Origin of the sequence: Psychrobacter sp. JB385, assembly GCF_900163785.1 — a bacterium.
In the GTDB taxonomy this organism is placed as follows: domain Bacteria; phylum Pseudomonadota; class Gammaproteobacteria; order Pseudomonadales; family Moraxellaceae; genus Psychrobacter.
The window spans coordinates 580,502-593,048 of the sequence record NZ_FUKN01000014.1 but is presented as its reverse complement, the minus strand read 5'-3'; the positions used below and the strand labels follow the sequence as shown (position 1 = coordinate 593,048).

Sequence of the window (12,547 nt, the reverse complement as noted above, 5' to 3'; positions counted from 1 at the left end):
TATTATGAGAGATGTGATTAACAGATGAAGTGACAAGCGAGAAACAGTAAAGATAGAAAGTCTGACCTTTATCAAAGCCTGATTCATTTATCATGCGATGGCTGCTAGCCACAATTGATGATCAATCAACTAATGGGGTGTCTTCGTTTCAGAGAGCTCTATAGCGTCATTTTCAGCTTGCTGTAAGTATTTATACATCCATGGCGATCGACCATAAAAGGCGCCGTTAAGCTGGGTTTGCTCGATCAAATACTCACGGAATCGCAGATAAAACTCATTGTCTGGGCTCTCAGGTCGTTGCCAAAAATCCTTGAGCGCCTTTTGATCTATGAGTTTGGGCGTATCATAAATGGCGCGCCCCATCACCTTAGTCGGTTTTTTATGATAGACCGATTGTAGACCTGTCGTACTATTGATAGTCACCATGCCAATACTATGCTTCATGAGCGTTGGTAGATGCATATCACAGCCATAAAAAACGCGATTGCCTACTTGGTAGCGCTCTGACAAGCTAGACACCAACTCACGATAGTCCCGATGTCCACGATCTAATGGATGATGCTTGAAGACAAGCAGCTGTTTTTGATCAGCATGCTTGGCAAAACTGGCAATAGACTCGTCGATAAACTGCACCACATCACGATAATCACTGTGGTGAGTAATCTGAGAGTCATTATGCACTTGTAAACTGATGAGAAAATAATTTTCATCTTCTTGGGTCGTGAGCATGTTTTGCAATTTTTTATCTGGGAAATACCCTCGCAATTTACGCCAAGGGGCTTTGAGCCAAGCGATGGCTTCTTGCCATGCGGTCATACCACGATAATGCGAATAATGCGGATAACGGCTTTTGTATATCCAAGCAACGATGTAGTAAACAATTGCAGCAATGCTCAAACGATAAAAACGATTGTGAGTATAAAGAGGATGGTCATTGGCTTTTTTGAGCGCCTTGATGTCAGCAGTATTCAAACGCGAGTAACCATTAATCCCATATTCTTGCAAGGTAATGTAATCAGGACGCAAATACCCCTCTTCAAATACAAAAAACGAGATACCTAACTGCTCACTCACACAGCCTGCTTGTGTATGGTGCGGACGACAATCCCCAAAACACACCACGGCATCAATGTCATGCTTTTCAATAAAAGCTTGTAACCAAGCAGAAAATTGCGCCAACGTGTCTGTATATTCATACGTATTGGGATGATGATAAAAGAACGCATCACCAGCATTAAAGTTAATTTTGCTAACTTTAATATCTTGGGTTTGTAAAAACGTTGAAAAACGGTTGAAAAACCCGCCCATCTTTCCTTGTAACAGCAAAACATGTCGATGAGTGAGCAAGTGAGACATCGAAGCTGCCATAGGAATCAATTACCATTAACTGAAGAATAAAAAAGAGTGTGGCTCTGAATTGTGAGCACGCACAAAAATGCCAAGTGGTTGATTATACCGAAAAAACCCCTGCTTGTCGCAATGGATTTCTAGCACTTAGGTAGAGCGAACTAACGAGATATTTTGCGTAGGCGCTGCTGCCAGCGATGGCGGTGCTGCATAAAACGTGTGGCCGCGAGACGTTTGATCTGCGTAGGATGAATAGAAGCAGATAAAGTCGATATGGGTGAAGAGGCTGAACGTATTTTGTTATGGGTTTTTTCCGATTGCAAGGATTCATTGGACGTATCTACAAGCGGGTATAAATAATCAATCACTTGTTCTACTTGTGAAAGACCATAGCCACTGGGCAGACGGTACAAGGGGTAGCAAATCAAGGCACAATGCAGCAACTGCTCAAGCGTTAACACCGTGTCTCGTGTACGTCTTTTTAGATACTTATCTTTTGGCGTTAGATGCGCATCAACATCTGTTGTTAATCCCCACCCTGCATAAAAAGGTAAGCCATGACAGACCACATCCAATCCTCGAAGTAATGCCTCAAAACCTGTCAATGAGCTGATGGTATGAATCTCATCGACGCACTCCAAACAGTCAGGCATGGCCGTATCATACGCAACTGCTTGTACCTGACGCAAACAAGCGTCTGTGACCTGACCTGCGCGCAGCCCTGCTTCGACATCGGGATGCGGTTTATAGATTAGATAGGCATCAGGATTGTCCTTACAAATCCGCTCAATCAAGCCACTATTGGTCTTTATAGCAGACCCGCAATACTGTACTGACAAATCATCTTCTACTTGACCGATGATCAAAATACGACGTTTTCCAGATAGTTTGGCTTCTTGCATCCAAGAATTGGGCAAATTATTGGTACTAGCACCAACATTGTATTTACTCACTCGCTGAGTTAATAGTTTGCTTTGTAGTGCTTGGACACGTGTTTTTTGTTTCGAGGTTAATGGCTTACATTGACGCAGTAAGCTTTCTAAATCTGATGGTTGGGTCGCATCATAGTAGATGCCTTGTTTATCAATCACAACTGACAAGGGCGCCAATAACGTCGCACCTAAGCCATTTGAGCGGATAAATCCATCTTCCATGCAGTAAATAGTAGGCGGACTGATACCCTTACTTTGTAGCTTTTCTTGTAATTTCTGACGTTTGGCTAAGCCCCAGACTAACAGCGGCTGTTCATAATTGACTCGGAGATGATCTGGATGCAATAGGTTTTTTAGACGGGGTTTGGGTTTAATAAATAAGGTTGTGCGCGGTAGATCAACAAAAGCTTTGACAAACGGAATCTTCCAACGACTGAACTCAAATATGGTCAAATGACTGTCAAGGCAAGACTGCCAATGACGATTGGTGACCAGCCACTCAATCGCAGTTTCAATGTCACAGGCCTGCCTCGTGGCTGGATCAACGTATCGGCTATAGTCGATATAAACGCTATAAAATAAGGTTTCTAATGTTGTATGAACCTTATTGGTCGGTAATAAGGAGAATACTGCTGAGTTTGATAATGTTTTCTTATCTAACAATGTTTTTGCAATATTTTGACGGCGCTGCTGTACGGTTTTTAGCAAACGTTTTGGTGCGCCCTTATCATCGGTTAGCCCCCAACCGCTGTACCAATTGACACCAAAGCAATGTACGGTTTTACCAAGCATCAATGCTTCAAAGCCCATATGCGAGCTGACCGTATAGACATGATCTACCTGGGCTAATAATGCTATTGGATTGAGCGCTTGGCTTAAAATTCGAACGTTTTTGGGCAGTTTTAAGTTGGTCAGATAGCCAGTTTTTGCGGCAGGATGGGCTTTTATCCAAATATGCGCATTCGGATGATTGCGACAAGCGGCTTTTAACATGCGTCTAAACTGGCCTTTATTTGCACCAGCTCCTTGAACAGAAGCATCACCTGCCACTTGATCAATGAGTAAGACATGGGATTTGGAAGTGTTTTTTAGCGTACTGGGATGTTGTTCATCGACCCATTCATTTAATGATGGACAATCCATGACTGCATTGTATTTACTCAATCTCTCGTTACATATACGAGACATCAACTGCTGAGCATCTTGTGCACGTTGCTCAGAGTTGGCATCGCTTGTAGTACGGCTAATGATAAGTCGCTCTAGGTGTGAGGTTTTTGTCAAATCAAAATAAATCCCCACATCATCGACAACCACACTCAATCCATGACGGCTGCCAATCCCTGAATCTAACGAGCGCAAAAAACCATCTTCAATACTCAAAGTAGCCAAATTGTGCTTAACAGCAGTCTTATTGGCTCGCTGATAGCTTTTTTTATGGCCCCAACCAATAAAAGCATTGGGGTTTTTCGTTGGAGCATGCGATATTTTTTGCTGTAAACTTGACCACGGATACCATCGCTGGATATCCGCTTGCAGTACCTGAGATAGCAATTGATTGTTACGACTCATGCCTTTACCAATGACTGCTAGGCGTTTGGGTACCGAATGCTTAGGTGATGACAAAAGCGTTGCATTATCAGAAGTAGATATCGCTGTGACCTTTATCTCATCTGCGTCGCTTTTTGCCATCGTTACTATCCTTGCTCATTATATTTACATCAACCAACAACACTGCTATTAAGTGTTATAAATCCAAAACAACCTTGGCAGCAATTGCCAATTGATAAACAATTTGCGATAAACCACGGGTGATTTCTACGCGCTTGGTTTTGACCTTTGGCAGTACCATAATCTCATCACCCTGCTGGATACGGTAAGCTGTATTGACCACTTGACTAGCACCATTTTGATGAATAATTAAGATCTCTTTGGTATCAGCATTATCGGAGAACCCACCAGAATTGGCAACGTAGTCCCCAACTGTATAATCTGGGTTAAAGGTAAGCGCGCCCTGTGCTCGCACTTGACCATTTACCGTAATGATTGAGGTCTGCGCTGGTATCTCAATGATATCGCCTTGTTGTAGAATGATGTCCTGCCATGAATTTGGCACGACAACAATGCGACCATCAGTTTCTACATTACGAGCTTTGGCCACAAACTGCTTGACCAAGTTGGCATCATCTTGACGAAGCGCTGCTTCTTCACGAGTTGTAGACTGAGTAGCAAGCGTTAGCTCTTCTAAACGATCAAGCGACTCATTAATCATGCGTTTTTGTTGCTCAGCAACAGATTGACGATAAATGGTCAATTGTGTCAGCTTGGCGAGCGGACTCGGCTGTAATTGCGGAATGATGTCTTTCAGACGAGCACCATATGGTACCACCATTGCGCCATTGCCTGTATGAGCACCCTGCACTTGTACAGCGATTGTGCCAGCGTAGCGATCTGAGGTCACAACCATTTGATCGCCATTATAAACAGGCACGTTTTGCGCATCGGCAAGAGAGTAATATTCTGCGGTTTGCGCCCGTCCTGCACTACGAGTAATACTGACATTGGTTGCATTGGCTGCTGGGTTAGCAACTTGTAGCACATCACCGATGGTCAAATCGTTCACGTCAAATTCAAACGTATATTCGTTTTGAACTTGTCCGCTTACTGCAAACGTCTTCTTCTGCGGCGCTACTGTAATCACATCACCATCACGGAATGAAAATGCCTGCAATTTACCTGCAAGTAGGAAATCATATAGGTTGACTTGTTGTAGCATCTGACCATTGCGTTTGATTTGAATATCAATATAACTACCGCGCGTTGGATCAACACCGCCAGCTCTATCCAAATATGACAAGACTGAATCTGCTGCAAGTCCGCCATAATAGCCTGGCTGTTTGACAAATCCTGTGACAAACACTTTTACAGGTTGTGCTTGTTCTAGGGAGGCATAAACGCCTACGTTTGAACGATAGACACGGCTAACAGCGTTTTTGACCACATTTTGCAAGCTACCATTTTGTACACCAGAGATACGCACGGGCCCGACGTTTGGTAAGAAAATATTACCCTGTGGATCAACGGTCATGGTCGCTGCATATTGATAAGCGCCCCACATGCGCACTTGTACGTTATCCCCTGGGTTAATCACATAGCTGTCATTAAATGTCGAGCCTGATGTGGTCGAAAACGCACCGCGAAACAGCTGCTCACCAAACATCATGTCTTGCGTATTAATATCCTGATAAGGGCGTGTGGTATTGATGACTGACTGACTTGGTAAGCTTGCTGCATTCACCGCTTCTTGTGTGGTGGCTTGTCCTGGTACACCGCCTGCAAATGCTTGTGTTGACACATTAATATTGTTGCGATTTTGGTCCTGACTCATATTATTGTTGCTAGTACCGAAGCCAGAGCCTGATATCTGATCAGCATAACTGGTGGCTGCCATGACCGGCATACTCATCGCTGCCATTGTCAAACTTATCATTGTCACGATAGCACGTGGTTTCATATTCATGCGTCATATTCCTTTGCTGATCTCTCGATCATTACTGATATCTGTTTTATCCAAACTAGCTACGATGATCACGGACAACTGCCATCACTAAACGCACAAATCCATAAAGCATCAAGAGTAAAGCGAGCGATGTCCAAATTATATATGCACGACGTGGATAGGTTGCTTCTTCAGCTTCATAAGGCGTTGAGATAACAATCAAATTTTTCATTTTCTTGAATGCTTCTAAGCGCGCTTTTTCAAGTGATGACAACGATAACTTATACAGCTCAGTCGCGAAATCAACATCAGCTTTGATGGTCTCAAACTGTACGGCTTGACGGTTCAATTTAGTCGTGTTTGGTGAAGTCAATTTGGTTTGTTCTTGAGCAATTTGTTCTTCAACTGCTTTAATTTGACTTCTCAATGACACCACCTGCGGTGCATCTGGATTCAGATAGCTCAATAGTTGTCGCTCTTCTGTACGTAACGAGCTAAGCTGCGCTTGCAAACTGCCTATCAGTTGATTAACCACTTGAGCATTCGATTCTGGATCATAAATCTCATTTTCATTCTGATACTTTAATAATTGTTCTTTGGCATCATTAAGTCGTTCTTGTGATTCGTCTAATTGTGTTTCAGCAAACACCAGCTGATCGCGTGCAACTTCTTGAGAGATGCGGTTTACAAACTGCTCAGACTCACTCAAAATCGTTTTATTCAGCTCAAACGCATATCTTGAATCAAAGGCTTCTGTTGACACTGAAAGCACATAACTTTGTTCATCTAAGTTAATATGAACGCGCTTTTTAAAGTACTCCAGTAACTCTTCTTGCGTGGCATCAGGATCAATTTCATTGATCGGATCCGAACCGTCTACATAATACGCCTCGCGGAACTTAAATTTATTATCAAGTCGCTTCACCATATCATTGGATAAGATGTATTCAGTCAGATAGGTCGCATCTTCTTTGCTGGTACTATTCACACCAAGCAAAGCTGATAAACCACCGCCGGACGGCACACTAGTATCACTCACCTGCTTTACCACCACATCCGCAGTCGAGATAAAACGTGGGTGCGCAATTGTCATGACATAAAATATCACAAGTACCCAAGGGAGGATCACCAAGCCGATAAACAACGAGAAGTTGATTATCTTACTTTTTTGCTTTGTGGATATGCTTTTCATAAACCTCAATCGCTTCTGTTGTATCGTCAAAGACATGTGCTGTTTGATCCATTAGTACAATACCAATATCGCAGTTGCGCCTAATATCACCGATATTGTGTGACACGATTAAAAATCCTGCTTGCGCACGGCGGGCGGCCAAAATCTCTTCACTACGCTTACGAAAAGCAGCGTCACCAACGGCGCCTGCTTCATCAAGCATATAATAATCAAAATCAAAGGCCAAACTTAACCCAAAGGTGAGACGCGCTTTCATACCAGATGAGTAACTTTTGACGGGCATATCAAAGTAACTGCCAATATCGGCAAACTCCTCAACGAAACGGATCTTTTCATCAATATAGGGGCCGCTTGAATATAAACGGCAAACAAACCGTACGTTTTGGCGACCTGTTAAACTACCTTGGAAACCGCCAGCTACTCCTACTGGCCACGAAATCGTTGAATCAGTAATGATCTCACCATGATCTGGTTGATCAAGGCCGCATATGATACGTAATAACGTGGATTTACCCGCCCCATTACGACCTAATAAGCCCACACTTTGTCTATCCCCAATGGTCAGATTCAAATCTTTAAAGAGATAGTGCCGACCTTTCTTGGTCATAAATGACTTAGAAACATTTTTAATTTCAATCATTTATTTACCTTTCCGTTTATTTTATATAATCACATCTAGCGAGAACGCAACATATCACGTTCTGCATACTTATAAAGCAATAACCCTAAAAAATTGACTGCAAACATCCATTTTAAAAAATAGCCCATATCAATATGATAAGCAGGGTAATTAGGAGCAAAGGCATGGCGCATCAATTCAATATTATGGATAAAAGGGTTATAGAGCAGGTAGCTAAAATAAGGTTCAGGAATGATATGGATGGGGTAAACAATACCTGATAGGAAGTATAATATAGTAAAGAATATCGTGATAACTTTACTGATCTCGCCACCATAATGCCCAATCACCATCATAATCAATGCAACACCGAAGCTGAATATGAATAACGTGAACCAGCAAAACAGAACAATATGTAAATTCTCTAGGTTTGCATAAATATCAAAAAATGCCAATCCAACCAGTAATAATATAGAGGTGAAAAAGTAAATAACCAGCTCTAAAAATGAGCGCGCAATAATGACATCGATATGCTTGATTGAGCGATACATTAGTAAGCCCTTGTTTGCATCGGCTGCCCCTAATGCTCTTACCGCTATTCTCTGGAACATGCGAAATGGCACCATTCCAACAACTAAAAACAAAGAGAAGTCCATCCCTGGTACCAAACGCTCACGAATGGCACCAAATATGATTAAGAAAATAAGTACTTGAAATAGAACTTCTAGCGGCGCCCACAAATAACCCAGTCGATAACCACCAAAGCGCGTTTGTAACTCACGCATGAGCAGAGCGTGAAATGCTGCACCCATGACTTTAAGGCCACTGCGATGCTTGATAGGACGATATGGGGGTAGTTGTACAGACATGACGTTACAGGACTTTACCGAAAACAGTCCCTATGATAAGTAAGCGGGACATAAGTTACAACAATTAATCTGTTTCTAAACAGATAAACCTATGATTTAGCAAGAAAGCAGTAGGGAAATCGATTCTATTTTACTGAGCCTACGCGTATTCTCCTCGTTTATTTGATACAAAAAAAAGCCAATCCCAGAGAGATTGGCTTTTTTGATACTGCTATATATGGTGGCGATGAAGAGACTTGAACTCTTGACCTCACGATTATGAGTCATGCGCTCTAACCAGCTGAGCTACATCGCCGTTTTAGGCTGCACATTATGCCCAAGCTGCTGACTGACGTCAACCCCTAATGGGCATTTTTTGCAAAAAAATGAATGTAATTCAAATTAATTGCAAATATTACTACGACAAACGATAAAAAAAGTTTGGTAAACCGATAAGCCGGGTTCTGTCGTGGACGATCATTCCTCTAGGCGTATCATCGCTAATACGCTCAAGCAACCTACCCGCATCGAACGCGGGCCGCGCCATGCCGATGCCTATTTGGTCTTGCTACGCGTGGAGTTTACCATGCCGTGAGATGTTGCCATCCACGCGGTGCGCTCTTACCGCACCCTTTCACCCTTACCGATGATATCTAGGATACCAAAGGCGGTCTACTCTCTGCTGCACTGGTCGTCAAGTTACCCTGCCCAGCCGTTAGCTGGCACGCTGCCCTATGTAGCCCGGACTTTCCTCCCCTGCTCGTCTGTTGCCAGTGTGCAGCGGCGATCGCCTAGTCTACCAAGCGCGCTAGTATAGCAAAACTAACGCCTGTATGGGAATGTCTTTTCGGCTTATTTTCGCTATGACAATCAGTGCATCAAGAATAAATTAAAAAAACTTAGATAAACGCTGTTGGCAACGCTATGTCAGCATTATCTAAATGTTCATTTGATTGTTTGGCCAAGACCAGCCAATGCGCTTTAGGGTAATGACGAGCCAAATAGGCTTGCAGGAAATCAATAGTACTGTTTGCAATTTCAGCATCCGTTTGCTCAGCATCATCATGGACATGATTGTAAATCACACTATGTATCATTAAGCCGCGCGATTTTATCGCCTCCAAACTAAGCAACGTATGATTGATGCTACCCAATCGACCAGAGGTCACTAAGACGATAGGATAGCCTTGCTCAGCGACATAATCTAAGGTCAATAATTCAGTAGTAATGGGAACTAACAACCCGCCCGCTCCTTCGAGCAATATCACATCGTAATCATCCTGCAATACTTTGGTGGCTTCAGTAATCACTTCAATATTGAGAGATTGGTTGGCCAGTGCTGCGGATAGATGCGGTGACGCGGGCTTTTCATAGCGATAAGGACAAGTGGTAAAATCAAGATCACACGGCTGTAATGGCATTCCCATCAATTGACGGTGACTTAAAATATCATCTGCAATGCCTAGCTCGCCATCTACTTGTTTACTGATGCCCGTTTGTACCAACTTTTGCGTGATAACGTTCACACCTTTTTGCATAAGTGCTTTGGCAAGTAGGCCAGTGGCATAGGTTTTACCAATATCAGTATCGATGCCGGAGATAAATAAAACACTCATGGTTGACCTCGGTTTTCTAAATACGTACGCACCACTTTTAGTAGCGCTTGGCATAAGGTGGTCAGCTCATCATCAGTAATCACGTAAGGTGGCATGATGTATACCAACTTACCAAAGGGTCTGACCCAAATGCCATGATCAATTAATAAAGACTGAAATATTGGCATATCGACCGCTTCATGTAACTCAATCACGGCTACTGCACCCAAGCAACGTACCTCGGCAACACCTGCTAGCTGCGCAGCTGAGGATAGTTTTTGCTCCATCGTGCGTTGCATATTGGCAGTACGCGTTTCGATATCATAAGACAGTATCAAGTCAATCGACGCACAGGCAACGGCACACGCGAGCGGATTGCCCATAAAAGTTGGGCCATGCATCAGCGCTGGATAATCACTGTTATGGATAGTATCGGCAATTTTGCGGGTACATAGCGTTGCGGCAAAAGTCATATAACCGCCCGTCAACGCCTTGCCAATCGTCATAATATCAGGACTAATCCCAGCATGTTCACAAGCAAACAGCTTACCGCTACGACCAAAACCAGTGGCAATCTCGTCCGCAATCAGCAATACATCATGCTCGTCACATAGCTGACGCAATAGCTGCAAATACTCAGGACTGTAAAAACGCATGCCACCTGCACCCTGAATAATCGGCTCAATAATAAATCCTGCCAGCTGCGTGCCTTGTTCTACAAAGAATTCAGATAAAGCCGTACGATCCTCTGCCGTTAAAGCACGCTCAAATCCGAGTGGCGGCGCTGGCACAAAATGTTGCATCGGTAATTGCTTACCATACAGGCTGTGCATACCATTGATAGGATCACAGACACTCATCGCATGCCACGTATCTCCGTAATACCCTGAATGGGTTGACGCAAACTGCCGCTTGGTTGGGCGCTCGGCGGCTACTTGGTATTGCAGTGCCATTTTCAGCGCCACTTCTACGGCGATACTGCCGCTATCGGCATAAAAAATCGCATCAAGTCCAGCAGGTACAATGTCGAGTAGCTTTTTGCCCAAATCTATCGCTGGCTGGTGCGTTAAACCACCAAACATTACATGCGCCATTTTACCCAACTGCTGAGTCAGCGCGTCATTTAGCTTGGGATGATTATAACCATGGACGCTCGCCCACCATGACGACATCCCATCAATCAAGCGCGTGCCATCTTCAGTGATGATATAAATACCTTCAGCGCGATCAATAACGATATTGGAATAGGTTGGTGGCAGGCTGGCATACGGATGCCAAAGGTGTTGTTGATCAAAATCGCTCGTTGACTGAAGTACATCTGTCGTCATGGTTTTGTCCCTAAAACTCTTTATATCTACTTTTAGCTATATTTTGCCCATCATTTATTGACCAGTGATACGCTTATATTTGGCCAACAAATCATTTTCGGTTTCGACATGATTTGGATCATGAGGAATACAGTCAACAGGGCAAATCACCACACATTGCGGCTCATCAAAATGTCCGACACATTCTGTACATAGGTCAGGATTAATGACATAAATATCATCTCCTTCTGAAATCGCCTCATTCGGGCAGGCAGGCTCGCAGACGTCGCAATTGATGCATTCATCAGTGATTAATAGCGCCATAAACTGCTCCTTTTTAATTTGATCGTATTATTGATCATAGATAATGTTTGATTGTCTCAATCCATATCATCGATACATACTTTATTGAGTACTTAATTTTACTGAGCGCTTGAAACTACTTAAGATGCAACTTTTCAATAAATGCTTGCGAGACACAGGGCGGGACAAACTTATTCACATCTCCGCCAAGCTTGGCAATTTCACGGATCATGGTCGATGAGATGAAGGAGTAATTTTGAGAGGGCGTCAAAAAGACGGCTTCAAAGTTTTCATCAAGCTCGCGGTTCATGTTGGCCAGTTGAAACTCATACTCAAAATCTGACATGGCACGCAAACCGCGCAAGACAGCGGTGGCGTTTTTTTCACGCATAAAGTCAACGAGCAACCCTTCAAAGCCAATCACCGATACCTGCGGCAAATCAGCAAATACAGTCTCAACCAAGGCCACGCGCTCTTCAAAATTAAATAAGGGTTTTTTATGATGTCCTGAGGCGACAGCAATCACTACCTCATCAAACAATTTGGTGGCGCGCGTCACCAAGTCCACATGACCATTAGTGATGGGGTCAAAAGTACCAGGATACAAGATTTTGGTGTGTAGTTTTGATGAATTGGCAGAAGACATAGGAATGCTCATAGCGTGGCTAATCGGTTCGGTAATATTAGGGCATATGCTAGCAAATTTTGCTCAAACTTAATACTTATCTCCTACATTTGTCCTAACAGCTGACTTACCTTTTCGTTGGCGGCTTTGCTACAATACTTGGTTCGACTCATCTGTCTTATTTATCAAACAAAAAACAAGCTTGATGATAGGATTAGTATGAGGAATTAGTAAGATTGATTAGATAAGAGCGCGGTATTTTATCTGCTCTTATGGAGAAATT

Annotated in this window: 10 protein-coding genes, 1 tRNA gene and 1 other RNA gene; all 12 read right to left on the bottom strand. The window is 43.2% G+C overall.

The window, feature by feature from the left end; all coding sequences use genetic code 11:
- Nucleotides 1–129: 129 nt before the first annotated feature.
- The gene (locus CZ794_RS13625) at nt 130–1,368 is read right to left on the bottom strand and encodes a capsule biosynthesis protein (RefSeq protein WP_179207319.1); all 1,239 of its coding nucleotides are present in this window, start codon (nt 1,366–1,368) and stop codon (nt 130–132) included.
- A 140-nt stretch (nt 1,369–1,508) separates the two neighbouring features.
- Nucleotides 1,509–3,968: a capsular polysaccharide biosynthesis protein gene (locus CZ794_RS13620; RefSeq protein ID WP_087042108.1), complete on the bottom strand. Its 2,460-nt coding sequence runs from the start codon at nt 3,966–3,968 to the stop codon at nt 1,509–1,511.
- A gap of 55 nt (nt 3,969–4,023) precedes the next feature.
- Nucleotides 4,024–5,796 (bottom strand): polysaccharide biosynthesis/export family protein, encoded by a 1,773-nt coding sequence (locus CZ794_RS13615; protein WP_087042107.1) that lies wholly within the window; start codon nt 5,794–5,796, stop codon nt 4,024–4,026.
- A 55-nt stretch (nt 5,797–5,851) separates the two neighbouring features.
- Complete coding sequence (locus CZ794_RS13610; RefSeq protein WP_256958994.1) at nt 5,852–6,868, bottom strand: capsule biosynthesis protein; 1,017 nt, start codon at nt 6,866–6,868, stop codon at nt 5,852–5,854.
- 67 nt (nt 6,869–6,935) lie between these two features.
- Nucleotides 6,936–7,607: an ABC transporter ATP-binding protein gene (locus CZ794_RS13605; RefSeq protein WP_087042105.1), complete on the bottom strand. Its 672-nt coding sequence runs from the start codon at nt 7,605–7,607 to the stop codon at nt 6,936–6,938.
- A gap of 35 nt (nt 7,608–7,642) precedes the next feature.
- Complete coding sequence (locus CZ794_RS13600) at nt 7,643–8,455, bottom strand: ABC transporter permease (RefSeq protein ID WP_087042104.1); 813 nt, start codon at nt 8,453–8,455, stop codon at nt 7,643–7,645.
- A 218-nt stretch (nt 8,456–8,673) separates the two neighbouring features.
- A tRNA-Met gene (locus tag CZ794_RS13595) sits at nt 8,674–8,750 on the bottom strand.
- A gap of 121 nt (nt 8,751–8,871) precedes the next feature.
- An RNA gene (rnpB, locus tag CZ794_RS13590) (RNase P RNA component class A) lies at nt 8,872–9,237 on the bottom strand.
- 96 nt (nt 9,238–9,333) lie between these two features.
- Nucleotides 9,334–10,050, bottom strand: a complete 717-nt coding sequence (bioD, locus tag CZ794_RS13585) for a dethiobiotin synthase (protein ID WP_087042103.1) — start codon at nt 10,048–10,050, stop codon at nt 9,334–9,336.
- Nucleotides 10,047–11,357, bottom strand: coding sequence for an adenosylmethionine--8-amino-7-oxononanoate transaminase (gene bioA / locus CZ794_RS13580; protein WP_087042102.1), 1,311 nt, complete (start codon nt 11,355–11,357; stop codon nt 10,047–10,049). The genes bioD and bioA overlap by 4 nt, the downstream gene beginning before the upstream one ends.
- Nucleotides 11,358–11,411: 54 nt before the next feature.
- Nucleotides 11,412–11,660 carry a YfhL family 4Fe-4S dicluster ferredoxin gene (locus CZ794_RS13575; RefSeq protein ID WP_087042101.1) on the bottom strand — a complete coding sequence of 83 codons (249 nt, stop codon included), beginning with the start codon at nt 11,658–11,660 and terminating at the stop codon, nt 11,412–11,414.
- A gap of 115 nt (nt 11,661–11,775) precedes the next feature.
- The gene (gene coaD / locus CZ794_RS13570) at nt 11,776–12,285 is read right to left on the bottom strand and encodes a pantetheine-phosphate adenylyltransferase (RefSeq protein ID WP_087042100.1); all 510 of its coding nucleotides are present in this window, start codon (nt 12,283–12,285) and stop codon (nt 11,776–11,778) included.
- Between the last annotated feature and the right edge of the window lie 262 nt (nt 12,286–12,547).

Bases quoted from the DNA above. Each gene is read 5' to 3' on its own strand.
- CZ794_RS13625 (WP_179207319.1), bottom strand. From the start codon at position 1,368: ATGGCAGCTTCGATGTCTCACTTGCTCACTCATCGACATGTTTTGCTG.
- CZ794_RS13620 (WP_087042108.1), bottom strand. From the start codon at position 3,968: ATGGCAAAAAGCGACGCAGATGAGATAAAGGTCACAGCGATATCTACT.
- CZ794_RS13615 (WP_087042107.1), bottom strand. From the start codon at position 5,796: ATGAATATGAAACCACGTGCTATCGTGACAATGATAAGTTTGACAATG.
- CZ794_RS13610 (WP_256958994.1), bottom strand. From the start codon at position 6,868: ATGACAATTGCGCACCCACGTTTTATCTCGACTGCGGATGTGGTGGTA.
- CZ794_RS13605 (WP_087042105.1), bottom strand. From the start codon at position 7,607: ATGATTGAAATTAAAAATGTTTCTAAGTCATTTATGACCAAGAAAGGT.
- CZ794_RS13600 (WP_087042104.1), bottom strand. From the start codon at position 8,455: ATGTCTGTACAACTACCCCCATATCGTCCTATCAAGCATCGCAGTGGC.
- bioD (WP_087042103.1), bottom strand. From the start codon at position 10,050: ATGAGTGTTTTATTTATCTCCGGCATCGATACTGATATTGGTAAAACC.
- bioA (WP_087042102.1), bottom strand. From the start codon at position 11,357: ATGACGACAGATGTACTTCAGTCAACGAGCGATTTTGATCAACAACAC.
- CZ794_RS13575 (WP_087042101.1), bottom strand. From the start codon at position 11,660: ATGGCGCTATTAATCACTGATGAATGCATCAATTGCGACGTCTGCGAG.
- coaD (WP_087042100.1), bottom strand. From the start codon at position 12,285: ATGTCTTCTGCCAATTCATCAAAACTACACACCAAAATCTTGTATCCT.